We start from the raw sequence: 25,727 nt of genomic DNA, 5'->3' as shown, positions 1-25,727 counted from the left end.
CGAAGGGGCATGTACGTATGCATGCCAGGGGGACTCGGCACGTGGGTAACGGCTCGACCACGAACTTCGCGTGGCAGCCACCTCAACACCGGTGACCCTTTGTGGACAACGCCGCGGTTCCGCAGAGCTGAACGGCTGGGCCCGGCCGTGCCCGGTGCTCGACCTCGTCGACTGTTGTCTCGGAGTTCACCGTTTCGTTGACAGCATCGAGAGCGCGAACCTACACTCAAGTAAATGGCCGTTTATTTACTGTCGCGGTCCGTGGAAGGGATAGGCCTCAGTGACCTCCTCGACGATCTACAGCCCAGCATCAGCCGGTCCACGCGCAGGATCGAGCACACGAGCCGACGGTGACGACGGCCTCGACAGCTCTGCGGGAAAGGTGCTCGCCCTGCTCGGTGCGTTCGGCAGACCGAAAGCCGTCATGGGCGTCACCGAGCTCGCGCAGATTGTCGGACTCCCGAAGTCCACTGCCCATCGATTGCTGTCCGTCATGGTTGCGAGCGGATTCGTCAATCGCACGGGCAGCCGTTACGCACTCACCGATCGCATGTTCGAGGTCGGAAACAGCGTCGGCTCCAATACAATTCGCGCGACGGGTCTGCGGCGGCGTGCAATGCCTTACATGACCGAGTTGCACGCGTCCTCACTCGACACCGTGCACCTGGCTACGCTCACCGGAACCGACGTGTTGTACCTCGAGAAGTTGTTCGGGCATTTCGACGTGCGGGGTCCCACGGCGGTAGGTGGGCGACGGCCTGCGTATGCCACGGCCCTGGGCAAGGTCATGTTGGCCTTCAGCGACGATACTGTGCGTGAGTCCAACCTGCGTGCCCCGATGCGGAGGTTCACGCCGCATACGACGCCGAGTGCTGTTGCCCTGGAGCAGGAGCTCTTCCGGATTCATGGAGACGGGTTTGCTTTCGACAGAGGGGAATTGGTTCCGGAGATGCACTGTATCGCCGTGCCGATCTTGGATCCTCGGACAAGCATTGCCGTTGCTGCACTGTCTATCTGTTCGTTCCGGCATCGCAAGCTCGAGCGTCACGCACCCGCTCTTCGCAAGGCGGCCAAAGAGATCGGTCAGCACATCGCTTTGTGACCGGACCTCGTGCCGAGGTGGTGCATTTCGTCCATCGACGAGTGTCGGATTTCTGACCCTCGCCACCGTGCCGACCGTACTCGCAAGCTGAATCGAGATGATGTTCCGTGCGCCGGAACAGGTCCCGTGCGACAACTCCCGCTAGGTTGTACCTTCAAATTCATCGACGAACGCGGATCGTGAGTCGGTGGTGAAAAGTTCGGTGTTCACGACCGTCTTCGTTCGACTCTCGATCGCGTAATTCGACAAGAGAGCTGGTTGTACCGAAAAGCGATATATGCATCCCGGTGTTCGTCTGTGACGCGCGAAACTGCGGTGTTCGATGGCCCAGGATGTCGAACTTTTCGCAATAACTGATGGACCGTGCTTCTCGCTGATCGTGTCAGAGATTCCGTGCATCCGGGAAATCCCTCGTAAAAGGAGACTGCAGTGCCCGAATTGATAGGTGTGGACAGGCTCTACTCGGTCGGTGTAGTCGTACGCGACTTGCACGCCGCCACGATGAAGTATGCAGAGATATTCGGCATAGACCACTGGGAAATTCGCGACTTCGGGCCTGATCGACTCACCGAAGCCAGCTCACATGGTAGGCCGACCCAACCCTCGTTCCGCACTGCCACGGGGACCACGGTGCCGCCGGACGCAGCCTCCGCGATATCGCTCGGTAACCCCACCATTCCCGTCACGTTCGAGCTGGTTCAGCCCTCGAGCGGCGAAAGCCCGTTTCAAGAGTTCAACTTCGCACGTGGTCAGGGGATCAGCCACTTGACGCTGGCGATGCGGAGTCCCGAAGAGTTCGCATCGTTGCGTGACGATCTGAAGAGCAACGGACTGGACATCGCAGCGTCGATGACGGTCGACGGAACGATGCAACGCCACTTCCTGGACACTCGGAAAGCGCTTGGTGGCTTCTTGATCGAGGTCCAGGTCCCGTTGGGCTCGGATGGACAGACGTCGGTCGAGGTGAGCGAGGTATGGAACCACGCGGGGGCGTACACCCGACCGGACGGTGTGGGTCCGGTCGGTGTTCAAGGGGTCAACCACTTCGGAGTTGTGGTCGACGATGTGATGGCAAGTCTGGCCCGCTACAACGAACTACTCGGAGTGTCCAGATGGGATGTCCGGAACTGGCGGACCGAGCCAGGACTGTTGGAATATCCCTACTACCGCGGTGCCCCCGTGGATCACGAGTATTTCGTCGGTATCTCGTTGTTCCGAGATTTCGGTTTCGAGATCATTCAACCCACTCTGGGGCCCAGTCATTACAACCGGGAATTTCATGATCGGTGGGGCGAAGGTATTCACCATATGCTGCTGAATGTCACTGCCAGTCTCGATGACTGGAATTCGACACGGGACTGGCTCGAGTCGATCGATGTCCCGCTGGTCATGGGAGCAGACATATTCGACGGTGCTGTGTCGTTCTGCTATCACGACACGTCCGCTGCTCTGGGTGGTTACATTCTCGAGGCGACCCTGTTGAAGGGGCAGTCTGATCCGTCGGCCATGGAACCTGAATATGTTATCGACTTTGCAGCGCTGACCTCGAATATCTGACGACTTTGCTCGGACTTCAGACCCATATTTGCATTCAAGAAAGGACGTTGTCGTGACCATCGACGTATCGCAGTATCTGGACCCGGACGAAGGTTCGGTGAAGGGGGAGATCTTCCACAGCCAAGAGGTGTACGAGGCGGAGTTGAAGAACGTCTTCGCTCGATCGTGGCTGTTTCTGGCACACGATCGTATGATTCCCAACCCTGGCGATTTCATGCAGAACTACATGGGGGAGGACCCAGTGGTCATTGTCCGTCAGCGTGACGGATCGGTGAAGGCATTTCTGAATCAGTGCAGGCACCGCGGTATGCGAATCTGTCGTGCCGACCGCGGAAATGCCAAGGCCTTCATGTGTTCGTTCCACGGATGGGCATACGACCTCTGTGGGAAGTTGATTCAAGTTCCGCACGAGGCGGAGTCCTACCCGGATGGCCTGAAGAAGGAGGACTGGGGGCCGATACAGGTTCCCTTGCTGTCCAATTACAAGGGATTCATCTTCGGCAACTGGGATCCCACAGCCCCCACGCTCGAGGAGTATCTCGGCGATATGGCGTGGTACCTGGACGGATACATCGACAGGTGGGAGGGCGGCGTCGAGTCGATCGCTCTCCACAAGTGGGTAATTCCGAGCAACTGGAAGTTCAACGCCGAGCAGCCCGCCAGCGACATGAGCCACGCCGAGTTCACGCACGCCTCGGCCTTCCAGGTCCTGGGCGCAATCCCTGACGCCGGCCCGGTGCGGGGAGCGCAGTACAGCGACCCCTACGGCCATGGTTGCGGGTGGTTCGAACCGGACTTTCCCACCGTGGTGAGGGGTGTAGTGGACTGGGAGCGGCCGCAACGAGACAAGATCGTCGAGCGAATAGGTGAGAATCGTTTCGACGCTGTTCGCGGGCACGCCAACATCTTTCCCAATTTCAGCTTCCTCGGTAACGGCACAATGCGGGTCGGCCATCCTCGCGGGCCGAACGAGATGGAGATCTGGGCATGGACGTTTGTGCCTGTCGAAGCGCCCGACGAGCTCAAGGAAGAGATCCGTACGCACGTATTGCGCACGTTCAGTCCCGGCGGCTTGTTCGAACAGGACGACGCCGAGAACTGGCTGGAGGAACAGCGCATTCTTCGCGGCTACGTCGCGAGACAGAACCCGCTGGCTTACCGCTCGCAGCTCGGCCGAACTCGTCATGACGCGGATGGTTATCCCGGCACCACCGTTCCGCATTGCTTCGCCGAGGAGGGTGCCCGCGGGATGTATCGGCACTGGGGCGATCTGATGACCGGAAAGTCCTGGTCCGAGATCAAGGAAATGAAGGCCGATCGTGCCGCTGCGAACACCACCAGAATCGGATGAGGTGAAAAGATGTCCATTTCTTCGACTCGACCACGATCAGCGCGTCGCCTGACGACCGAAGTGCACCGTGAACTCGAGGAGTTCCTGTACGAGGAAGCAGAGACTCTCGACAATTGGGAATTTCGCGAATGGCTCTCACTCATGGCGAAGGATGTTCACTATTGGGCACCGGTCCGTGAGAACCGGACATACCGTGAGCGCCTGAAGGAGCAGGCCGAGAAGGGTGGCTCCGCTTACTTCGACGAGAACTGGGAGCACCTGTCTCAGCGTGTGGATCGCCTGTACACACACATGGCGTGGGCTGAAGAACCCCCTTCTCGTACACGACACCTGATCACCAACATTCGTGCGCGTTCCACGGACACGGTCGACGAGTTCACCGTGTCGTCGTCTTTCTACGTGCACAGGACTCGCACCGAGCGTGATCACGACTGGATTGTAGGCAAACGACTGGATGTCATCAGACGCGTCGACACCGATCTTGGATTCGAAATTGCGGAGCGAACGGTGATTTTCGATGTGGCAACGCTGTTGAACAAAAACCTGAGCCTGTTCTATTGATTCGCGCGACTGTTGCACGGCAGTCGACAACTCGAAAGGCAACTCCATGGCTGCATTACGTGTCATCCACCAACTCCGAGCAGGCGACAGCCAAGAATCCGATCTGCTCGAGTACACGCATCGGCTCCGCAAGCAGGACGGCTGCACCGAGGCAGAGCACTTCCGCAGTCTGACCGACCCGGAACACGTGGCCGTACTCGAGCTGTGGGATGACGAGTTCGCGTTCGGAAACTCCTGGGCGCAGAGTCTTTCGGAGCAGAACGCGAACGTCATCCTGCGTGCGGCTGCGGCGCAGCCGCAGGGCGAGTCGGGGACAGAGTTCTACCGTCATCAGGGCTTCTTGCCGGGCGAAAGGTCATGGACACCGATCGGTCGCGACGTCGCGGAGCAGAAGATCGTATGGCCGGCAGCAGGTTCGGTTCGGATCGTGATCCAACAGAGCCAACACGATCTCGATGCTGCTGTCGACGCTCTGATATCCAACCGCGCCGAGACCCTGCGGGAACCGGGCTGTGTGACATTCGATTTCTTCCGCGGTACCGAATTCCCTGACGATATGCTGCTGTTGGAAGTGTGGCACGACCAGGCGGTGTACGACGCGCACTGGGCAATGCGTATCAGAACGGGTTCGGTCGGCGGTGGAGGCGAACCGTCCCCGCGTGAGCACGGTACGAACGGTTTCGAATTCTACCGTCAGCAGCGATTCGTCCACCTCTACGACCGTTGGTTCCCAGCGGACGTGTCCAACTGGTCGGAAGCGGTTGTGTGGGCTGACTGACACCCCGTTCCGATTCGCGGCGTCGAAGCGATCTCGCGACATGACAAGCTGAACACCAATTATCCGGAGGTCGACGACGTCGAGTCCTACGGCCGACCAGCATCTTTCGCAACTCTCGGGCTACCCTCGGCGCAGCTGTCGAGTGGACCGTACCTGCACACCAAGGGGACCGTGGTCGAGGGCGGGACTCGTGCCCCGTTGATCGTCAAGTCTCCGGGCGGCGGTGAGACGGGCCGAATGGTGGACACGTTCGCTCATGTCGCCGACCTGTACCCGACGTTCGCCGAGTACGCAGGTGGTCGGGTGGCCGACACCGACGTGCTGATCGGCGACTCGATGAAACCGCTGCTCGATGGGGCCTCGCAGAGTATCGGCGACGACCGCTTCGGGACCGAGTCGTGGGGTCAACGGACGTACCGCGACCGGAACCTGAAGCTGGTCTACACCGCGCCGGGGTACAGCGGAACCAGCGACTGGGCCTTGTACGACCTCGGTGCCGACCCGGGGGAGACCTCGGATCTCGCTGACGAGAATCCTGAAGAGGTGCAACGTCTGTCGGTGATGTGGGACCGATACGCGAAGGAGAACAACGTGATCGGCGTCGATTTCGCCACTGTCAACGGGACCGTCGCCGAGATGGTACCGACTTTCTTCGGTATGAACTGGGCCGAGTAGCGAAGGAGTATCGCGTGAGTGCATGTTGCGCGCCGTCGAATTCGACACCTGCCGGGTCAATGGGTGACGCCCCGATCCTTGGCGCGCAGGCGATCGGCCCCGTGCAGATGTCATTACCCCGGAGGGCATTGTCCACGGTCCAGATTCCTGGCGGCTCGTTCTCGATGGGGGATGCCTTCGGCGAGGGCTATCCGGGTGACGGCGAGACTCCGGTGCATTCGGTGACGCTTCGAAGGTTCGCGATGAGCACCACGACGGTGACCAGCCAGCAGTTCGCCACCTTCGTGAAGGCGACCGGCCATGCTACTGCGGCAGAGGAATTCGGCTGTTCGGCTGTATTTCACCTCGCGTTCGATGGCATCCCTTCGGACGTTCTCGAACGCGTTGCAGGAAGCCCGTGGTGGCTGTCGGTGCGCGGTGCCGATTGGAGGCATCCGGGTGGACGCGGCTCGGACGTCGGCGGCCTGCAGAATCATCCCATCGTCCACGTCGCCTGGGACGACGCGCGTGCGTACTGCGATTGGGAGGGCGTAAGGCTGCCCACCGAGGCCGAGTGGGAATACGCTGCCCGCGGTGGCCTGGAATCCAAGCGCTACGTCTGGGGTGACGAACTGAGGCCGCGCGGACAACGGCGCTGCAACATCTGGCAGGGAACGTTTCCGACTCACAACACAGTGGAAGACGGGTACGTGACCACTGCGGCAGTAAAGGCATTCCGCCCCAATGGCTTCGGCTTGTTCCAGATGGCAGGCAACGTCTGGGAGTGGTGCCACGACCGATTCGCTGCTGACTACTACGAACGCTCGTCCGCCGATGATCCGCAGGGCCCCGAGCTCGGCTCTCGTCGAGTCATGCGCGGTGGTTCTTATCTCTGCCACCATTCGTACTGCAACCGCTATCGAGTATCGGCGAGATCGTCCAATACTCCTGAAGCCTATACGGGCAACACCGGATTCAGGGTCGTGCACGATCTGTAGTCGCACCGCTTCCGGCGCGGTGCTACTACAGATCAGAGCACGGGAACGGAGAGTCCGTGGATGTCGTCGGCGGCCACGAATCGGTCGGGGCGAACCGCGATGACGCGGCTGCCGTATCGCCTCAGCCAGGAGTGAAGTGCGCCGTCGAGGTCGACTAGATCGTTCTCGCCCTGGGTGTGGACAGTGCGCGGACGCACTGCGACGTATCGGGCTCCGAGCGCATCCCAACCGGCTCTTTCGTCCGGGGTGAGGAGCTCTGTGGGATCGAGATCGTCACCGAGAAGGACGAATCGATCGCCCAGTAAATCGTCGAGCCGGGTGATTCGACCAGCGGCATCACCGACGATCGGCTGCGGCACGATTCGGCCGATGATGCTGGCGTCGGCGATCTCTCCGCGCAACCAGCCGGCGACGAGAGTGGGCGGTGCAGTGAGGACCGGCTCGTGGGGAGTGACCAAATTTTCCGGCACGGTATTCATCGCCGCGATCTCCGCCTGCGTCGCTTCCTGTTTGATGACTCGCCCCAACTGCACGGCGCACTCTGTGTACAACGCGGCGTTGGGGCGTCGCTCGACCTCGTAGGTGTCGAGCCACGATTCGGGCAATGCACCTGTGAGCACTCGGCCGAGCTTCCATCCCAGGTTGTGCGCGTCACGCATTCCGGTTTGCATGCCGGAACCAGCCCAGGGTGGCATCAGGTGCGCGGCATCTCCCACCAGAAACACCCTGTCTTTCCGCCATGCATCGGCCATGCGGACATGGTGGCGGTAGAACGCGAACTGGTGGATGTCCACATCGTCCCGGGTGACTCCCAGCGCTTCGAGGAGTGGCCACACCTCTGCGTTCGACGCGAAGTCCGACTCGGATTCGCCCTGTGTGAGGGGGAATTCCCATCGATGGTTGCCGCCCGACAGTGCGATATCGACGACGGGCCGTGTGCGATCAGTCCAAAAAGTCAGCACGTCTCGATCCGGCCACCATCGCCGGACCGTGCAGTCGACCACGATCCACAGTGTCTCTGCGGTATCGCCGTCCAGCTTCGAGCCGATCCACCCACGGGTACGCGACGAGCCGCCGTCGGCACCGATGGCGTACCGGGCTCGGTAGGTGCTCGATTTCCCCGTGGCGGGATCCGTGGTCGTGATCGTCACACCGGATTCGTCCTGATCCACTCCGGTGACGTCAGAACCGTAGTGCACAGTCAGGTTGTTACTGTATTGCTCTGCTGCCGAACGTAACTCGGCTTCCATGGTCGGCTGGTAGATGCTGAAGCTGCGCGCGTTGGCACCGAGCGTGCTGGGCGGCTGCTGTATGCGCAGGACCTCCTGGCCGTCGTAGGTGACCCATCGCAGGACTCGGACCGGGTCGATGACCTTTTCGATCTGCTCGTCGATACCGAGGTTTTGGAAGATGCGCATCGTCCAGTCGTTGACGGTCACCGCGCGGGCACGCGGATAGATGTCGCGTTCTCGCTCGAACGCGAGAACCGATGCCCCGTTTCTGGCGAGCGTGAGGCCGGCAATGACGCCGGACGGGCCGTACCCGATGACGGCGACATCGGCATCGAAAGTGTGATTCATCGTTTTCTCCATGGGCGTACGCGAAAACCGGAGCGCGCGTGGGTACGTACTCCGGTGTTCCGATCCGAGACTTCTATGCCACGGTCGAGGCGGGTCGAGTGTGTTTGCGGACCAGGGCCCGAAGGTCGGTGGCCGGTTCGGCCAGGAGATCGGGATCGATTCGCGCGCCGGCCTCGATCAGAGCACGGGCAGCGCGTACGGCTTTGGGCTCGTTCAGCCCAGCCACCGCCGACAGCCGGCCTGACTGCAGCCTGAACTCGACGAAACTCTCGTGATCGGCATCGCTGCGCATGATCACCTCGTCGTCGAATCGTCCTCTGCCGTACATCTGTAGCGTCTTGCCGTAGTGATCGGACCAGAAGTAGGGCACAGCGTCGTTGTGCTCGAGATGGCCCACCATGGAGGCACCCACCGCCGTGCCGTGGCGCAGAGCGACGTCCCAGTGCTCGATCCGCGCGGGTCTACCCAGATAGGGATGGATGTACTTGGCAACGTCGCCGGCCGCCCAGAGCCATGGGTGTGAGGACCGGCCGAAGTCGTCGACGACAATGCCGTTCTCGCAGTCGATTCCGGCGTCGCGGGCGAGCTCGTCGTTGGGCTGCACACCACAGGCGACCAGAATCGACGCCGCCTCCAGAACGACCCCGTCGTCGAGTTGCACGGCCGAACGTCCAGCCGCGTGGTCGATGGACCGGACACTGTTGTCGGTGATCAGACGAACTCCACGCTGTATGTGCAGGTCCACCATCAGTTGTGCGGCAGAAGGTCCCAACGCAGCCAGCATCGGCATCGCTGTGGTTTCGACCACGGTCACGTCGAGACCGCGCTCTCTGGCCACCGCCGCGATCTCCATACCGATGAATCCGCCGCCGACCACCACCAGTGGTCCGCCCTGGCCCAGACCCGCCCACATCCGTTCGGCTTGATCGGCCCCGTGCAGAGAATGAACATTGGCTGCCTCGTGACCTTCGAACGATGCGGTTCGAGGACGTACACCGGTGGCCAGGAGTGCAGAGTCGGCTCCGATCACTTCTCCGTCCGCCAGAACCACACGCCGCCGTTCGGTGTCGAGGTGGTCGACGCGGACGCCGCGCCGCAACGTGATTCGGTGTTTGTCGTAACCGGCCTGGTCCATGATCGGACGTAGCGAGCCGTCGTCTCCCTTCGACAGCGGCGGGCGCTCGTAGGGTAGATGCGAGTCCGCGTCGATGACAGTGATGTCACCGTCGAATCCGTGGTTCCGCATGGCTACGGCGGCCGAGACACCGGCGATTCCGGCGCCTACGACGACGTGGTGCGACATGATTTCTCACTTCCTTCGTTGGCCCCTGAACTACGGGCGGGCTGGAATGCCGAAGCTACTCACGTCGATGACTGTGCCTGTCGTCGTTGCTGATTCGTTGCGGGCAGCAAGGAGGATGTACGGACCGACGTAGTTCTCGGGGCGGATATCGAGGTGTAACGCACCATGCGCTTTGACGAGTTGCTCGATTGGGATGACGTCGCCGATCGGCGAAGCTGCAAGGCCCATCGAAGCGGGTCCACGTAGATCGCTCGCCATTCCTCCTGGTGCGACAGCGTTCACTCGAACTTCGGGAGCGAACTCGTACGCCAACTGCTTGACCAGGCCGACGCCGGCATGCTTGGACGCCACGTAGAGGGGACCGCCACCTGCGGGGTAGAAAGCGCAGTTCGACAGGCTGACGATCATCGAACCGTTGGAACTTTTCAGGTGGGGGAGCGCGGCCTTGGCACCGAGTAGGTAGCCCTTGACATTGACGCCGAACAGTTCGTCGAAGCCCGAGTTCAACTGCTCGGGGTCGGTGTCGGCCAACGTTCGATTGAAGTCCCACAGTCCGGCGTTTCCGACGAAAGTGTCGAGTTTGCCACGCCATTCGACAGCAGCGTCGCATGCTGTCGCGTTGTCGGCGAAGCTGGTGACATCCCCGGCAACGGTGCGGACCGCGTCGCCGAGGTCGGCCTCGAGCTTGTCCAGCTTCTCCTGCGACTTGTCGAACGCGACCACGCTCGCGCCTTCGGCGACGAAGGCGTCGACGAGGGCGCGTCCCAGGCCGGAGCCGGCACCGGTGATGACTGTGGACATATCGTGGAGACGGTTCATCGAGCTACTTCCTTGTAGAGGTAGGCCGCAGGCAGCGCAACGTACATGTGATCGCCGACGGCGGCGACAGGATGGGTCGCGACGGGTACGGAGGCTGGTGCCGACAGCGCTGCGCCGGTGAGCAGGCTGAATTTGGCCATGTGGATCGGACATTCGACGACGCATCCGTCCACCCAGCCGTCGGCGAGCGAGAAGTCCTCGTGGCTGCACATGTCGTCGATGCAGTAGTAGCTGCCCTCGGCGAAGAATATCGATGTGACCGGAACTGTTTCGAGTCGCAGTCCCTCGTCCTCGACCACCTGATCCTGCAGGCAAGCTCGAACCCAAGTTCGCCCTGAGACGGCAACGAGTTCGCTTACGTCGTCGAATGTTTCGACACTGTGGCCCGCGTTCTGGCTCATCGTGGACCGCCGCGAGTGTGCGTGGTCGTTGCCGTTCGGTAGTGATCGATCGCGGTGACACTCGACGTGTGCAACCGGCTGCATCTACCCATGCGATGGTCGGAGGTAGTCATGTCTCATTTCCTGGTGTGAATACGTTGATGCACTCCCGAGTGTGAGTCATCGCACGGCGGTGGGATACGAGGTTGTTCCGACGCACGGAACTCACCCTCTTCACCTTGATTCGTTGCACCGTGCGAGCGGCAGGTGGTCGAGTGGTGAAGGCATGCGTAAGCGGACAGCCGTGCGTGACCGTGTGGCAAACTGGCTGCATGGTCGAAGCAGGCACGCAGAAGACCGCAAGTCATCGCGGCGTCGAGAAGTCGAAGCGGCAGCGTGGGCGGGATGCTGCGGCGACACAGGCCGATATAGCTCGCGCAGCAGCTGTTCGTTTTGCGCGCCGTGGTTACTCGAACGTCACGTTGCAGGAGATCGCCGACGACATCGGTGTGACGCCGGCGTTGATCAACCGGTACTTCGTATCGAAGCGTGCTCTGTTCGATCTCGTGGTCTCCACGAAGGGTGAAATCAGTGTCACCGCGGAGCCGGAAGAGTTGGCGGCCGCAACAATTGCGTTCTGGCAGGACGAGCAGGAGTCCGCATCGGCCCTCGCCCTGGTGCGTTCCATCGACCTCGACGGCGGACTTGGGATGCGACGCGAACTGAGACGCCGCGTCCGTGAGCCCATACTGGGCGTTGTGTCCTCCGACGAGGATGCCTCCGCGAAGGTGCGAATGGTCGAATCGTTGATCATGGGCGTCGGGCTTTTCGGTATGGGTAGGTTGACCGGGGATACGGAGCCGAGTCCCGATGAGGTGGACGCCATGCTCGAGCGATTCACGCGCATGATCGAAGTGTGTCTGGCCGACTGAGTGGCCTGTCCTTCCGGCAACCCTGCATCGGCCGTCACGGGATGCCGGTTCGGTGGAAGTGACGTGTGCCGGTCCGCGGAACAACGCGGTATCGAGGTCGGTCTTCGACGATCATCATCGATTTCGTGAGAGAGCGACTTCGGTCGACGGCATAGAAGTTTCAGGGGTTCGACCGACTCCTCGGATGAGAGTCGGTAGTGGTAATCCTTTGCGGCGCAGGGTCTGCGACGAAGGGCCGCCCTCGATTACTCGTGCCCCACCGGTCGGTTGTCGCTGGCTCTCGAACCGAAAGTGATCGAGAGCCAGGCATCGACGACACTCGCCGATGTTGTCGATCTCCAGCCCGCATTACCACCGCGAACGAGGATTGAAGAGGTATCCCGCGATGATCGATCTCGACTCCATTGCCGATCTCAGCAAAGGCCGCATCCCGTCGGAGATCTATGTGGATCCCGACCTCTATCAGATGGAACTCGAAAACGTCTTCGGTCGGACATGGCTGTTCCTGGCGCACGACAGCCAGTTACCGAAGTCGGGCAGTTTCGTGCAGACGTACATGGGTGAAGATCCGGTTCTCGTCGTCCGCCAGCGCGACGGGTCGGTGAAGGCGTTTCTCAATCAGTGCACCCACAGGGGCATGCGGATCTGTCGTTCGGAAGCAGGCACTGCGAAGGCATTCACGTGTAGTTACCACGGCTGGGCGTACGACATCGAAGGAAATCTGATCAACGTTCCGGGCGAGAAAGAGGCCTACCACGGCGAGATCGACAAATCGCGTTGGGGCGCAGCAAAGGTGCCGAGGATGGTGAACTACAAGGGTTTCTGGTTCGGTTGCTGGTCGGAAGACACACCTGATTTTCTCGAGTACCTGGGAGATATGGCGTACTACATCGACGCCTCGGTCGACCGCTGGGACAACGGCCTCGAGTTCGTGCCCGGAGTGACCAGGTGGGTCATCGACGCCAACTGGAAGTTCGCTGCCGAACAATTCGCCAGCGACCTCTACCACACACCTATTTCGCATGCCTCGGCCATGGTCGCGCTCTCGGAAATTCCGCACGCATCGAACGCGATGCCGAGCCCGGATCTCAAGGACGACTTGTCGCGACTCGAGAGCATCACCTACGGCATGCGTGGATCTCAGTTCACCGGAAACGGCCACGGAACATCGAGTTTGTGGATGCCTGGATTCCCCACTCCCATGCTGGGAAACGACGGCCCCGAATACGCGCAGTGGCTGCTGGACAATCGTGACGAGGCCATCCGCAGGGTAGGTGAGGATCGTCTGAAGAAGGTCACCATCTGCCATACGGTCTTCCCCACGTTCTCCTGGCTCACCGAGCCGTCGACCATGCGGGTGTGGCACCCGCGTGGACCGAACCAGATCGAGGTGTGGGCGTGGACATACATGCCCAAGGATGCCCCGCAGAAGGTCAAGGACGAGATTCGGCAGGCAGTTCAGCGAACGTTCAGCGTCGCTGGAGTCTTCGAGACGGACGACGGCGAGAACTGGACCGAGACCCAGCGTGTGTTGCGCGGCTGGAAAGCTCGAACAACCAGGTTCAATTCGCAGATGGGTCTCGGTCACGAGGAAGAAGACGTCAACGGACTTCCTGGCACGACGAATGCAGGGTTTGCGGAAACCGCCGCGATCGGCTTCTACCAGCGTTGGAGTGACCTCGTGCGCGGACTCTCCTGGGAAGAGATCAACAAGCTCGATGCGGACCGCAAGGCAGCAAAGGTGGCATCGGTATGAGTACCCGTACGCCGGGCAAGACCGGCGGACCGGCAACCTCGGCATACCGGGAGGTCGACGTCCAGGTTCAGCATCGGGTGGAGCAGTTTCTCTTTGCAGAGGCACAGTTGCTCGACGACAACCTGTTCCTCGAATGGTTGGATCTGTTCAGCGAGGACATCCTCTACTGGATTCCGACGAGAATGACTCGTCCGGTCCGCGAACGTCATCTTCAGGTCGCCGCGCTCGGTGAGTCGGCGCTGGTAGAGGACGACATGGCCTCGCTTCGCGGCCGCGTCCTTCGCCTCACCTCCGGCATGGCGTGGTCCGAGGAGCCCCCGTCACGCACGCGCCGCCTGCTCACCAACATCCGGGTAACCCCCCGCGACGACGGGTCGTTGGATGTGACCAGTAACTTCTACGTCTACCGTAGCCGCCTCGAGGTGCATCAAGACTGGTTCGTCGGCGAGCGCTACGACGTTCTACGACCCGCGGACCGGAGCGTGACCGGCTATCCGTTCACGATTGCCTACCGAAAGATCGTGATGGAGCAGACTACGTTGCTCTCTCCGAGCCTGAGCATTTTCCTCTAGGCAAACCACACTCGAACCGGCTCGGTGACTGCGGCGACGCGGACACCGAGCCGTTCTCGTTCTGTGCTGAGCAAGTGGGGTCACGGGCCGTCCAGAGTCGGAATCCTGATCGATGAGATACTGAGCGGCAAATCGATCACCCCAGCCGAGGAGGCAAGCAATGGTGCGTCGCGACGCGACCAGGCCGGACGCGGTGGATGGCATCCTGGCGCAGTGGAAGCGTGAGCTTCCTGAGATGAACGCATCGGCACTGGAAGTGTTCGGTCGCCTGCATCGGGTGTTCATGCGCTACCAGACGCATCTGAACGAGACCTTCAGCCGGCACGGGATCAACGCCGCGGCCTTCGACATTCTCGCCGCGCTTCGCAGGCACGGCGCGCCGTATCGGCTCACTGCCGGTGCGCTCGCCGACACGTCGCTGATCACCACCGGGGGTATCAGCCTCCGCATCGACCGCTTGGAGAAGTCGGGATTGGTGGTGCGAGAGCGAGACGAGGACGATCGTCGTGTCGTGTACGTACAACTCACCGATGACGGCCGCCATCTCGTCGAAGCAGTGGCCGCCGATCATTTTGCGGCTGAGGACGCATTGCTGGTCGCGCTGACGGCGACCGAGCGGCGTCAACTGGGTCAGCTCCTGAGTCGGCTCGAGCGGTCGCTGGACGTGGTCGAGGCAACGACCCGCACGAACGATGCGCGGTCTGAAACCTCGGGCGGTCTCGGTTAGGGCGTTCTCGCACAATGGGTTCGACATCGAACGCAATCGCGGCCTCGGTCCTGTAGGACCGAGGCCGCGATTGCGTCGTACCTCTATCGACCTTCGGTCAGGACCCGCCGGCCAGAGCCGCGGCCTGCTCGCGCGCCAACTTCTGGAACATCCGGCGGATGCGTACCAGACCCAGGTCGTGCTGGTAGAGATTCTCCGCCTGATCCGCATCAGCGGCCATGCCCTCCAGCATTTCCCGATCCTGCTCGAGAACCTGCCAATGTCGCTCCTCGATCTTCGTCTTGTACAGGAACCTCCACACCGAACGCTCCCAGCCCGAGGATTTTCTTGTGCGCCAGGCGAATACAACGCACCGTCGTTCGTCTACCGGTGTCACCATGAACGACACTCCGAAGGGCCCGCCGGGTCCGGCCGTGGGCGGGTACGGAATCGACAGCTCCAGCCAGTCGACTCCGGTGAATCCGTATTCGACCCAGTCGAAGTTGACGCCCTGCTGGGTGGTCTTCTCGAACAGGTAACCGCGATCGGTCTCGCGAACTCGGAACTGCGCCGAAGTGTCTCCGTCGTACATGGTGTGCGAGTTACGGTGCAGGAATGCGCCGTGCATCGGGTCCATGACGTTCTCCATCGCGAATCGCCACGGCGAGTCCCATTCTGCGTAGCAGAGGAACGCGGAGCTCTCCGGATCCGCAAGACCGGGCGGGGCGACGAGCTCGGGTACTTCCGATTCCGGTGTCGATCCGAAGAAGGCGAGAATCGCTCCGTTCATCTCCCGCACGGGCAAACTGGGTACCACCGTCCTGCCCTCCAGTTTGCAGCCCGGCATCCCGGGCACCGACACCACGGTTCCGGCTCCGTTGACCTGGACACCGTGGTAGGAGCACGCAATCCGATCTCCCAGATGAGCGCCCTGCGACAGGGGTGCACCTCGGTGCGGGCAGCGATCTTCGAGCACGTGCAGCGTGCCGTCGAGTTCACGGAAGAGCAGCAGGCTCTCACCGAGACGTTTGACCGCCTTCATTGCGCCGGTCTCGACGAACGACGAAGGACAGAGCGCGTACCAGCGGTCGCGCAGTCCTACCGCGTACAGTTCTTCGGCGGTGTACGTGTGCTTCACCATTCCCATGTCATGCCCCTAGCCGTGCGATTTCGGTGGTGAACGATTCTTCGGTCCAGGCAGTGCCGTCGGGCGCAGTCAAGCCGGCGTCGGCCAGCCCCTTCAGCAGGCCGGGAAGGTCGTGTGTGCCGGAACCGAAGATCTCTTCGATGGTCCCGGCGAGTTTCGTCTCGTACGGTGAGGGCTGAGCGCTACGGGACTGATGCGCGCTGAGGTAATTCGGGCTAGAACTGACCGACATGAATGGGCTCCTTCGTGCTGTCGAGGTTTTCGATGATGTCGAGGTATGCGGCGATCCACTCGTTGACCGCCGTGGGCCGGTCCTGATTGGCCAGGTGGCCTGCACCGTCCACGGTGACCCGCACGGAGTCGCGAATTGCTGTCTGTAGTGCACGGCTTTCTTCCTCGCCGTTGATCGGGTCCTCCTCGCCGCACAGCAGCAGAGTAGGCACGTCGATGCGCGCGAGGGTGGGTCGCAGATCGGTCTCTATCAGTGACTCGACAGCAGCGGAATAGCCGCTGAATCGCACATCCGCTGCAGCGATCGCGACGGACTCGGACAAGCACTGTGGGTTGGCCGAAGACGAAAGCAAGCGGGGCACGGATTCTTCTGCAAAGCGCTGTGATCCAACCTCTTCCAGGCGACGGACCCTTCCGCGAAGGGCAGCGGCACCGGCCGGATTGTCCTTGTCCCCCCTCCCGCCGCCGATCAATATCAGGCTCCGCAGCAGCTGTGGGTGCTGCTGTGCAACCTCACACGCGATGGCCGCGCCCCAGGACAGACCCAGCAGGTGCACAGGGGCACCCAGTCGGTCGATCAAACGAACGACGGCGTCGACGTAGCCCGCCGGATTCAGTGCGCCGCTCGGATCGGTCGATCGGCCGTAGCCCGGTGCATCCCATGCCACTACTCGAATATCACGTCCCAGGCCGGCCAATTGCGGCTCGAACGATGCACTCGAGGAGTTCAAGCCGTGCAGGCACAGCAGGATGGGCCCTTCGCCGCGTTCGCGGTAGTGGACGTCGTCTCGTGTGTTCATCGAAGGGCTCCCGTGTCGGTACCGCATGATCGTGGAAGGGCGAGTACCTCTGTCCACGGAATGTCTCTTCCAGGCCATCGCACGTCGGAGAACGGCCACGACTCGGACAGCCACGAACGGGCCCACGCGTCCACGATCGGCTCGAGGCCATGCCCGAGGTCATCGGAGCGCACCCAGTAGGAGACGTCTGCATCGGCACCGATCCGGAACGGCTGATCGATGTACAGGCAACCGATCTCGAATGTTTCCGTGGGGTCGAGGAGCGTGTAGTAGAAGGCGCGACGAAGGTCCGTGGTGCGCTGATGCCATGCCTCGTGCACGATGTTCTCTGCCAGCGTCAGGTCCTGGGCGGGCCAGCGCCATGCCTCGCCGAACATCGCCCAGAGGTCGCCCCGGCTGGACATCACAGCCGCGAAGTTTCGTACCGCGTCGTCGATGACAATCGGTCGTGCGACGAACTTTTCGTGGACGACGCGTCGCGGATAGTCGTAGTCTCGATCAGGCCATGTCATCGAGGTCTCCTGGTTCGACGGTGCTGGGTTCGCACCACCATGGTTGCCGGCGCTCTTCCGCTCGATCCGCTGAATCGGAGCGTCACAGCGGGACGAGCGATTTGTCGTAGACCGATACGATCTGCCCCGATCGGTCGGTGTGTTCCCCGGCGGCGAGCCTGCGATACAAAGCCGCGGATGTCTCCGGCTCCACCATCATTTCCCGCACGGTGTCGCTGGTCATGCGCGAGACGATCGAGTCCTGTGCGACGCTGTCGCCGGCCAATCCGACGAGTTCGTCGGTCAGAGCAGTGCGCACGATGCCGGGATTGACTGCGAACGTGTGAATTCCCTTGTCCGCGTACTCGGCGTCGAGAACGGCGCTGTAGTGCGCTACCGCTGCCTTGCTCGCGCTGTAGGCGGCCAGCCCCGGCTGAACCCGTGTGGCCAAGCCCGAGATGGTGTTGAGGATTCGGCCGCGGCCGAGTTCGATCATTCCGGGCAACACGGCCCGACACATCAGGAACGTGCCGGTCAGATTGATGCGCACCAGATCGTCCCACTCCGAGGGGTCTATGTCTGCGGTCAATGCGACGGGACCGTTGATCGCGGCGATGTTCGCCAAGACCTCACAGTGACCGAACTGCGCCTCGGCTGCCTTCACCGCGTCGGTGATACCGACCGAGTCGCCCACATCGGCGGCGACAGCGAGTGCTCGACCGCCGCGTTCGGTGATCAGCGATACGGTCCCCTCGAGCTGAGCGTGACTGCGAGCGATCACGGTGACCGCATACCCGGCGTCGGCCAGCGCGACTGCGGTTGCTTGTCCGATGCCGCGCCCACCACCGGTCACGATGGCGGAACCGATTCGATTTCCCTGTGCGCCTGATGATGTCGTTGTCATGAGTACCTTTCGTTGGTCGCTCGCGCCTGATGGGAGGAGCTGCGAGAGTGCGACGGAACAGTCGCCCTGGCAAGAATTGCGGCAGCATCGACACGCGTTGGTACGCCGTCGTCCAGAACGACATTGCCGTCGACGAAAGAGGTGCGTATGTCCGACGCCTTCGCCGATTGCGCCACCATTGCGGTGGGATCCCGCTTCGGAAACATGTGGGGACCATCGGTGGACACGACGATGACATCGGCTCGCTTGCCCACCTCCAAGGATCCGATCTCGGATCTGAGGCCGAGTGCAGTTGCACCTTCGATCGTGAGCAACTCCAGTGCAGCCCATGCAGATATCGCCGAGGGCCCGGATGCCAGAGACTGCACATGACCGGCCAGCCGCGCGACATCGAGCAGGTCGTGGCTGTTGTCGCCGTCGGTTCCGAGACCGACCGGAACACCGGCCGCTCTCAGCGCAACCAGGGGCATGACACCCATTCCCAGCCGCAGGTTGGTACGGGGGAGGTGCGCGACGGATGCACCGGACCGGGAAATTACGTCGATGTCACCCTCACCGAGCCACGTGCAGTGACCGAGAAGCACTCCTGGGCGCAGGAGGCCGAGATCCGCAGCTACCCGAGCCGGGCTCGTACCGAACTGCTCGGTGATCCAACGGTATTGGGACTCACTGTTTGCGAAATGCCATGATATGGAGCTGTTCTCGGTGCGGGAATAACTGCCGAGGGACTTCAGGAACTGGGGTGTGGACTGAGGAAGTGGGCGCGGTGCCAGCCAGACGGCGATCCGACCCTCGTGCTCGTCCCACTCGTCACGCATCGACTCGAACCCGCCCATCCCGTCGCCGTCATGTGGACCGCCGACGGCAATGGCGAGCAGAACACGCAGTCCACTGTCCGCCGCGGCCGTAGCGACTGCACGGCTGATGGCACCGGCAGGCAACATACTTTCGCCGACGGTCGTCACCCCGGCGAGCGTCAGCTCCAGGAGCGCCAATTGCGCTGCGGCCGTTGCCAGCTCTGCATTCAATGACTCCTCGTACGGTCGCAGCCTGGAACGCACCCAGGTCGCGAGGTCCACATCGTCACCGGAATGCCTCATCAACGACTCGACCAGATGAACGTGGACGTCGACCAAACCCGGCATGATGACACCGCCACGTGCGTCGACGACCCGGTCGACGGGCCGATCCAACGAAGCTTCCACTTCGCTCCGGGGACCTACCGCCGAAATTCGGGTGCCGTCGATCAACACGGCGCCGTCGGTCCGGACAGTGCGATCCGCACTCATGGTGATCAGGTCGCCGCCGGCGATGAGTGTCCTCATTCAGACCACGGACCTCGGTACATCGATCGCGGCGTCGATCGCGGCGTCGATCGCGTCGAGCACGCGCTCGGGTGACATGGGAAGACCGGTCAACTGTGCACCTGTGGCGTCGGCGATCGCAGCAGCGATCGCGGGAGCCACGGGCAAGATCGTGCCCTCGCCCATTCCTTTGGCGCGCCACGGTCCCGCACCCTTACCCTGCTCCTGGGTGATGGACCGGAAGACTGCGGGGAGGTCCTCTGCGAGCGGCACACGGTAGAGCAGTGCCTCGCCGTTGATCATGTCCGGACCCTCGAACCTGAGCTCCTCGAACAGTGCCTGACCGAGAGCCTGAACCGCAGCGCCTTCCTCCTGCCCTCGGGCACCGAGCTCGTTGACGATCACTCCGGCGTCGCCGCTCACGATCAGCTGGAGCACCTCGACGGCACCGGTCTCGGTGTCCACCTCGACCTCTGCAGCAGCCCAGCCACCCTCCCAGAACACGCACGGTGCCTCCAGCGGGGCGGCATGCGTGAGAGTCGGTTTGTAGTATCCGTCAGCGGAGAACTCGAAGCCTGTCCCACCGAATTCGCGCATGATCATCGGAAGCACCGCATGCTCGGCGGTACCGTCGCTCACCTTCCAGTTGTTCAAGGAGAGTGCGCTCGATTCGACACCGAGTGACTCGCCCATGAACGTGAGCACTTGCTCGCGCACTCGCGTTGCCGCTTCCAGTACCGCCGTGCCCATGACGGCGACCCCGGACGATGCGTTGGTGCCCTGATCGAACGGCGAGTGATCGGTATCGACGGCAACGTACTTGACGCGCTCGAGCGGGCATCCCAGCGTGTCGGCGACCAATTGCACCAGTGCCGTGTGGCTGCCCTGCCCCATCTCCACCAGTCCGGATTCCAGATAGACGTCGCCGCTCGTGGCCACACGAACACGTGCCCGAGCCGGCTTGTTCACTCCGCCACCGTCTTTCATGCCGATCGCAACTCCCATGCCTCGGCCAGGGATACGTGTCCGATCCCGGTATCCGATTGCATCGGCAACGAGATGAAGGCCGGCGGCCAGGTCTGCATCGAATGGGGTCTCGCCGGGCACGTACTCCTCGCCGAGGTTCTTGATGTTCTGCAACCGCAGATCAAGGGGGTCCTGTCCGATGCGCTGCGCAATGAGATCGATCTGACGTTCGCTCGCCCACGTGGTCTGGGTACCTCCGAATCCTCGAAAGGCGCCTGAAGGAACGGTGTTGGTCAGTACCGCCTGCGCTACGGAGTCGATCAACTTCCATCGGTACGGCCCCGGCGCGCGGTACCCCGCCTTCTCCGTCACCAACGGGCTCGCGTCGCTGTACGCCCCGGCATTGAGCAGAACCTCGCTCTTACGGGCCACGAAGGTGCCGTCTGCTTTCACCCCACTGGTGAGTCTCAGGACCGCCGAATGCTGGCTGATCGTGCGAAGGCATTCCTCGAGTGTCATGCAATATCGCACCGGTCGGCCCGACAGGCGGGCGAGAAGAATGGCGATCGGCTCGCAGCGCGGACCGTGTTTGGCACCGAAGCCACCACCGAGATTGTCCACATGGACACGCACGGTGTTCTCGGGCATCACGAACATGCGCGCCAGCTCGCGACGCAGCGGGAACGGGCTCTGCGTCGCAGACCAGACCTCGATCTGCTCGACGTCTGCTGTTGCGACGCTGACGAAAGGTTCGAGGTGATAGTGGTTCATCCGAGAGAATGTGAATTCGTCGGTGAAGATGTGATCGGCCTCCGCCCACACGTCCTCCGAGCCGGTACGGTATCGAAATTCGTAGCTGACGTTCGGTACCGGTCGTAGCGATCCGGATGCGCCGGCACCGTAGTCCGGGACAGTTCCGCGTGGGGCTTCGGGAAACAGTTCGGGTGCACCGTCGGCAAGTGCTTCCTCGACAGTGCTGACGTGGGGTAGAACCTCGTATTCGACGGTAACGAGCTCGAGGGCCGCCAGCGCGGTTCGTTCGTCCACCGCAGCCACGGCCACCACAGGTTCACCGATGTATCGAACCCGGTCGGTGGCTAGAATCGGTCCGTCCTTGACGAAACTTCCGTACACGGGGTCCAAGCCACCCAGATCGTCTCGGCAGGCGACAGCACCGACGCCGGCCAAAGCCCGAGCTTTCTCGACGTCGATTCGAGTGATGCGTGCACTCGCATGGGGGCTACGGAGCACCTTGGTGTGCAGCATGCCCGGTAGCACGCGGTCGTAGGCATAGAGTGCCCGGCCGGTCACCTTCGCCGTCGAATCCAACCGGGGCCGTTCGCGGCCGGCTATCTGCCGAGTCATTCGCCAGTTCCGTTCTCCGCGAGAGTGAGTGCGCTCGCACGCTCCACCGAGTCCAGAATCATCTGATATCCCGTACACCGACACGTGTTCGAGCTGATCCACTCGGTTGCGGTGGCCCGATCGGGCTCCGGGTCGTGCCGGAGCAGGGCAGTGGTGGTCATGATCATCCCGGAGGTACAGAATCCGCATTGGAAACCGCCGCACTCGACGAACGCGCGCTGTACCGGTCCCGGCTTTCCCTCGACGGACTGCCCCTCCACGGTGTCGACTCTGGTGCCGTCGATATCGAAAGCGAACACCGAGCACGCTGCTACCGGAGTGTCGTCCACGAGTACGGTGCATGCTCCGCAGACCCCGCGCTCACACGAACCTCGGGTCCCTTTGAGCTCCAACATGTTTCTCAGTAGCGGAAGCAACACGGTGCTGGTCTCCACGGACATCGACACGGAACGCCCGTTGAGGGTGAACTGGATCTCGACTTCGGTACTCACAGGGCCCCTTTCCCGGCGGAGTCGGATGGACCCGCGGCTGATGACAGCTGACGTCGAATGAGAACCGCAACAACTCGTTTCCGGTATCGGGCACTTGCGGCGTAGTCGCCGATATCCTCGGGCAATCGAGCGGACAAGGCCTGCCCTACTTGTTCGGCATCGACGTCGACGATGTCGGCCACATCCACGTCGAGACGAACGGTTGCCGGTCGGCGGTATTCGGAACCGACCGTTGCGGTGAACTGCAGCCCACTGCCGAGAGCTCGGACTGCGAGCGCCACGGTCAGTAGTGGCCTCATCGATCGGTCGTACGAGAACAGCAGGAGGTCCCGAACCGGAATGCGCACGTGATGCAAAAATCCCTCTGGAGGGCTCTCGCCCCGCCATACATCCGCCGGTGTCGCACGGTATTCACCGTCGAAACCGACCAGTTCCAGTTCCGCACCGAGCGATGCCAACATCAGCGGCATCTCGTAGCGGTTCTGTCTGGCCATGACGTTGCCACCGAGAGTCGCACGCGAGCGAATTCGGACCGTCGCGATGCTCGCCCAGGCCGCAGCAAAGTTCGGAAGCTGTTGGCGCAGAACAGTGTTGCGCGGCCCAGTATCGTGGGTGGTGAGGGCTCCGATTCTGAGAGCGTCCTCGTCGATCACGATCTCTCGCCAGTCGGGCATACGGCCGAGGGCGATGACCTCACGTGGAGCGAGACCTTCTCTGAACTGTGCAACCAGGTCTGTCGAGCCCGCAAGAATCGTCGCGGTCGGTACCTGGTGGAGCGCCTGGAGTGCCTCGTCGGCCGAAGTGGGCCGATGCAACTCGAACGGTGCCAATGCGGTCTGGGTGCCGGACAAGATGCCGGCACCCCTCGATTGCGTACGCATACTCTGCTCGATTCGAACTCGTCGCTGTGAAAAGTAACTTCGTGTCGGGACCACCGAGAGTCCGCCGACACGATCGCCATCGGTCCGCTACGTTTACCGCTCTTCGGAGCGATGTCTCGGACGTCAGTGCAGGGCGAAACCGCCGTCCACGGCCATCAGTTGACCGGTGACGAATTTCGAGTCCGAGGACAAGAGAAAGGCCACGACACCGGTGACATCGTCGGGGTACTGATCGCGCTTGAGAATTTTCCGTTCGGCATAATCTCGCCAACGTTGTTCGGCCACAGCCTCGGTCGCCTCGATCTTTGTCAGGCCCGGGGCAATGGAGTTCACCCGGATCATGCGCTCACCCAACTCTCGGGCGAGCGACCGGGTCATGCCGATGACCGCAGCTTTGCTGGTGGCGTAATGCAGGAGCAGCGGGGCACCCCAGAATACGCAGTCGGAGGAGATCGTGACGATCGAGCCGCCGTCGCGCATCGCCGGTGCCAGGTGCTTGACTGTCTGCCAGGTGCCTTTGACGTTGATAGCCATCATCTTGTCCCATACCTCGGGAGTCCAGTCGTGGTACGCCTTGCCGCCCACGCCATTGGCCCACCCGGCGTTCGCGATGATTCCGTCGAGAGGCTTTCCCTGCGCAACAGTGCCGGCCAGTGCGGCCATCGATTCGTCGGAGGTCACATCGGCGGCGACGAAGATCGCCTCGATGCCCTGTGCGACGAGGCGATCCGCCGCAGCTGCTCCGCGTTCGGCGTCCAATTCGGCCAGAACGACCGCGGCCCCCTCACTGCCGAGGCGCTCTGCATAGGCGTATCCGAGCCCACCACCTGCGCCCGTGATCAGAATTCGCCGATCGTCGAACCGACCCATAGCTTGTCCTCGCATCCTCGTACCTCAGTGGAATTATTAACTTAGCACTAAACTATATCGTGTGCCCGGGAACGGCCGATTCAGTTGTTGGTGATGAAATCGACCACCGCGCGGTTGAATTCGGCGGCGTGCTCGATCTGAGCCCAATGGCCGCAGCGATTGATGAGCAACATGCGGCTGTTGGCGATTTGGGTGGCGAGCTGAAGGCTCGACTCGAACGGTGCGACGCGGTCGTCGCGGCCGTGGATCAACAGCGTCGGCGCAACGATCGACGACGCGCGACCGGAGAGACTTCCGACAACTCTCTCGAAGGCCTCCAGGTAGCGGTTGCGGAAGGAGTCCAGGTGGTCCGGCCTGGAGAGCGCGGCGTCGCTGCGTGTGTGTGCGAGTTCGTCGGTGGCCATCGACTGGTCGAAGCACATCACCTGTACCAGTCGCTTCAGATTCTCAGGAGTTGGATCGAAGTAGCACTGGACCAGAACGCGGATACCTTCCGACGGTCCCTTCGGAGAGAACGTCAACGGTCCCGTTACCGTCGGCGGTCCCATCGTGATCAGGTGTGAGACGCGCTCGGGATGGTTGATGGCCGTCGCGATCGATGTCACCCCTCCCATGGAGTTTCCGACCAGGGCGGCAGAGTCGATGCCAAGTTCGTCCAGGAGCTCGATCAGTGTGTTCGGATGGTCGTACCCGGCTTCACCCGGTGTGTCGCTGTGACCCCACCCGGGCATATCGGGCGCGATGACACGGAAATGCTCGGCCAAGGCGTCTGTGTTCGGTGAGAAGTTCGTCGATCCTGTTGCGCCGGGACCGCTCCCGTGCAGCAGGACGACAGGGTGTCCCGATCCGGATTCCACATAGTGCACTCGTCCGGAGGGCAGATCGGCAAATTTGCCGATGTCCTGGCTGGTGTCCACAGTCGTCATGAATGCTCCTCGGTCGTTGGTCGGATGCTCGGACGAGGCGGAGATCGCAGAACTCACTCGGCCCGCCATCGATGTTTCGGACTGTAGGCCCAGATCGGTTTGCGGTGCAGCAGTTCGTTCCGCGCGCTGGAACGGGGGTTCGGTGCGGGGTGCAACTCTTGTGCACGGCTGTTCCTTCCAGTGGAACGACTTCGTTGCCCGGTAGGCGATGTGGTGGTCGACTGGCCTCCTGCAGCGACGCTCGTATTCAAGTCACCCGCTTGGAAGCGCAACTGCTGCAGAACAATTTCGAGTCACGCTCA

26 protein-coding genes are annotated in these 25,727 nt (G+C 62.0%); 11 read left to right on the top strand and 15 right to left on the bottom strand.

Annotated elements, in window-relative coordinates; genetic code table 11:
• The first annotated feature begins 280 nt into the window (after positions 1 to 280).
• The 7 genes from CH271_RS10820 (at position 281) to CH271_RS10790 (ending at position 7,001) form a co-directional block, all read left to right on the top strand.
• Complete coding sequence (locus CH271_RS10820) at positions 281 to 1,102, top strand: IclR family transcriptional regulator (protein WP_094633583.1); 822 nt, start codon at positions 281 to 283, stop codon at positions 1,100 to 1,102.
• A gap of 429 nt (positions 1,103 to 1,531) precedes the next feature.
• On the top strand, positions 1,532 to 2,659 hold the full coding sequence (locus CH271_RS10815) for a VOC family protein (protein WP_143546041.1): 1,128 nt from the start codon (positions 1,532 to 1,534) through the stop codon (positions 2,657 to 2,659).
• Positions 2,660 to 2,711: 52 nt separating this feature from the next.
• Entirely contained in the window at positions 2,712 to 4,010 is a 1,299-nt protein-coding gene (locus CH271_RS10810) for an aromatic ring-hydroxylating dioxygenase subunit alpha (RefSeq protein ID WP_256986356.1), read from the top strand.
• Between the two features lie 9 nt (positions 4,011 to 4,019).
• Entirely contained in the window at positions 4,020 to 4,571 is a 552-nt protein-coding gene (locus tag CH271_RS10805; RefSeq protein ID WP_094633581.1) for a 3-phenylpropionate/cinnamic acid dioxygenase subunit beta, read from the top strand.
• 46 nt (positions 4,572 to 4,617) lie between these two features.
• A complete protein-coding gene (locus CH271_RS10800) occupies positions 4,618 to 5,349 on the top strand; it encodes an antibiotic biosynthesis monooxygenase (RefSeq protein WP_094633580.1) in 732 nt (243 codons plus the stop codon).
• Between the two features lie 171 nt (positions 5,350 to 5,520).
• Positions 5,521 to 6,024: a sulfatase/phosphatase domain-containing protein gene (locus CH271_RS10795; RefSeq protein WP_094633579.1), complete on the top strand. Its 504-nt coding sequence runs from the start codon at positions 5,521 to 5,523 to the stop codon at positions 6,022 to 6,024.
• A gap of 128 nt (positions 6,025 to 6,152) precedes the next feature.
• Positions 6,153 to 7,001 (top strand): formylglycine-generating enzyme family protein, encoded by an 849-nt coding sequence (locus CH271_RS10790; RefSeq protein WP_256986355.1) that lies wholly within the window; start codon positions 6,153 to 6,155, stop codon positions 6,999 to 7,001.
• Positions 7,002 to 7,033: 32 nt separating this feature from the next.
• Here the strand turns inward: CH271_RS10790 and CH271_RS10785 are convergent, their stop codons facing one another.
• The 4 genes from CH271_RS10785 to CH271_RS10770 form a co-directional block, all read right to left on the bottom strand.
• A complete protein-coding gene (locus CH271_RS10785) occupies positions 7,034 to 8,581 on the bottom strand; it encodes a bifunctional 3-(3-hydroxy-phenyl)propionate/3-hydroxycinnamic acid hydroxylase (RefSeq protein ID WP_094633590.1) in 1,548 nt (515 codons plus the stop codon).
• A gap of 73 nt (positions 8,582 to 8,654) precedes the next feature.
• On the bottom strand, positions 8,655 to 9,884 hold the full coding sequence (locus tag CH271_RS10780; protein ID WP_094633577.1) for an NAD(P)/FAD-dependent oxidoreductase: 1,230 nt from the start codon (positions 9,882 to 9,884) through the stop codon (positions 8,655 to 8,657).
• A 30-nt stretch (positions 9,885 to 9,914) separates the two neighbouring features.
• Positions 9,915 to 10,703, bottom strand: coding sequence for a 3-(cis-5,6-dihydroxycyclohexa-1,3-dien-1-yl)propanoate dehydrogenase (hcaB, locus tag CH271_RS10775; RefSeq protein ID WP_094633576.1), 789 nt, complete (start codon positions 10,701 to 10,703; stop codon positions 9,915 to 9,917).
• The gene (locus CH271_RS10770) at positions 10,700 to 11,104 is read right to left on the bottom strand and encodes a non-heme iron oxygenase ferredoxin subunit (RefSeq protein WP_094633589.1); all 405 of its coding nucleotides are present in this window, start codon (positions 11,102 to 11,104) and stop codon (positions 10,700 to 10,702) included. Before CH271_RS10770 ends, hcaB begins: the two co-directional genes overlap by 4 nt.
• A gap of 311 nt (positions 11,105 to 11,415) precedes the next feature.
• Between CH271_RS10770 and CH271_RS10765 the strand changes: the two genes are divergently transcribed.
• From CH271_RS10765 to CH271_RS10750, 4 genes are all read left to right on the top strand, one after another.
• Positions 11,416 to 12,015: a TetR/AcrR family transcriptional regulator gene (locus CH271_RS10765; protein WP_143546039.1), complete on the top strand. Its 600-nt coding sequence runs from the start codon at positions 11,416 to 11,418 to the stop codon at positions 12,013 to 12,015.
• Positions 12,016 to 12,400: 385 nt separating this feature from the next.
• On the top strand, positions 12,401 to 13,771 hold the full coding sequence (locus CH271_RS10760; protein ID WP_094633588.1) for an aromatic ring-hydroxylating oxygenase subunit alpha: 1,371 nt from the start codon (positions 12,401 to 12,403) through the stop codon (positions 13,769 to 13,771).
• Positions 13,768 to 14,343: an aromatic-ring-hydroxylating dioxygenase subunit beta gene (locus tag CH271_RS10755; RefSeq protein WP_094633574.1), complete on the top strand. Its 576-nt coding sequence runs from the start codon at positions 13,768 to 13,770 to the stop codon at positions 14,341 to 14,343. Before CH271_RS10760 ends, CH271_RS10755 begins: the two co-directional genes overlap by 4 nt.
• A 160-nt stretch (positions 14,344 to 14,503) precedes the next feature.
• On the top strand, positions 14,504 to 15,070 hold the full coding sequence (locus CH271_RS10750; protein ID WP_094633573.1) for a MarR family winged helix-turn-helix transcriptional regulator: 567 nt from the start codon (positions 14,504 to 14,506) through the stop codon (positions 15,068 to 15,070).
• Between the two features lie 97 nt (positions 15,071 to 15,167).
• Here the strand turns inward: CH271_RS10750 and CH271_RS10745 are convergent, their stop codons facing one another.
• The 11 genes from CH271_RS10745 to CH271_RS10695 form a co-directional block, all read right to left on the bottom strand.
• Entirely contained in the window at positions 15,168 to 16,196 is a 1,029-nt protein-coding gene (locus CH271_RS10745; RefSeq protein WP_218828552.1) for an aromatic ring-hydroxylating oxygenase subunit alpha, read from the bottom strand.
• A gap of 1 nt (position 16,197) precedes the next feature.
• Positions 16,198 to 16,428: a recombinase-like helix-turn-helix domain-containing protein gene (locus CH271_RS10740; RefSeq protein ID WP_094633572.1), complete on the bottom strand. Its 231-nt coding sequence runs from the start codon at positions 16,426 to 16,428 to the stop codon at positions 16,198 to 16,200.
• The gene (locus CH271_RS10735) at positions 16,412 to 17,227 is read right to left on the bottom strand and encodes an alpha/beta fold hydrolase (RefSeq protein ID WP_094633571.1); all 816 of its coding nucleotides are present in this window, start codon (positions 17,225 to 17,227) and stop codon (positions 16,412 to 16,414) included. The genes CH271_RS10740 and CH271_RS10735 overlap by 17 nt, the downstream gene beginning before the upstream one ends.
• Positions 17,224 to 17,739, bottom strand: a complete 516-nt coding sequence (locus tag CH271_RS10730) for a hypothetical protein (protein WP_094633570.1) — start codon at positions 17,737 to 17,739, stop codon at positions 17,224 to 17,226. Before CH271_RS10730 ends, CH271_RS10735 begins: the two co-directional genes overlap by 4 nt.
• An 82-nt stretch (positions 17,740 to 17,821) precedes the next feature.
• Positions 17,822 to 18,622 carry an SDR family NAD(P)-dependent oxidoreductase gene (locus CH271_RS10725; RefSeq protein ID WP_094633569.1) on the bottom strand — a complete coding sequence of 267 codons (801 nt, stop codon included), beginning with the start codon at positions 18,620 to 18,622 and terminating at the stop codon, positions 17,822 to 17,824.
• The gene (locus tag CH271_RS10720; RefSeq protein WP_094633568.1) at positions 18,619 to 19,947 is read right to left on the bottom strand and encodes an amidohydrolase family protein; all 1,329 of its coding nucleotides are present in this window, start codon (positions 19,945 to 19,947) and stop codon (positions 18,619 to 18,621) included. Before CH271_RS10720 ends, CH271_RS10725 begins: the two co-directional genes overlap by 4 nt.
• Positions 19,948 to 22,257, bottom strand: a complete 2,310-nt coding sequence (locus CH271_RS10715; protein WP_094633586.1) for a xanthine dehydrogenase family protein molybdopterin-binding subunit — start codon at positions 22,255 to 22,257, stop codon at positions 19,948 to 19,950. It abuts the gene before it with no gap.
• Entirely contained in the window at positions 22,254 to 22,748 is a 495-nt protein-coding gene (locus tag CH271_RS29280) for a (2Fe-2S)-binding protein (protein WP_256986354.1), read from the bottom strand. The genes CH271_RS10715 and CH271_RS29280 overlap by 4 nt, the downstream gene beginning before the upstream one ends.
• Positions 22,745 to 23,629 (bottom strand): FAD binding domain-containing protein, encoded by an 885-nt coding sequence (locus tag CH271_RS29275; protein ID WP_094633567.1) that lies wholly within the window; start codon positions 23,627 to 23,629, stop codon positions 22,745 to 22,747. The genes CH271_RS29280 and CH271_RS29275 overlap by 4 nt, the downstream gene beginning before the upstream one ends.
• Positions 23,630 to 23,752: 123 nt before the next feature.
• Positions 23,753 to 24,499, bottom strand: a complete 747-nt coding sequence (locus CH271_RS10700) for an SDR family oxidoreductase (RefSeq protein WP_179274873.1) — start codon at positions 24,497 to 24,499, stop codon at positions 23,753 to 23,755.
• Positions 24,500 to 24,579: 80 nt separating this feature from the next.
• Complete coding sequence (locus CH271_RS10695; RefSeq protein ID WP_094633584.1) at positions 24,580 to 25,425, bottom strand: alpha/beta fold hydrolase; 846 nt, start codon at positions 25,423 to 25,425, stop codon at positions 24,580 to 24,582.
• Between the last annotated feature and the right edge of the window lie 302 nt (positions 25,426 to 25,727).

Origin of the sequence: Rhodococcus sp. 05-340-2 (assembly GCF_002258915.1) — a bacterium.
Lineage (GTDB): Bacteria > Actinomycetota > Actinomycetes > Mycobacteriales > Mycobacteriaceae > Rhodococcoides.
The sequence above is the reverse complement of the archived record's forward strand: the minus strand, read 5'-3'. Positions and strand labels throughout refer to the sequence as shown.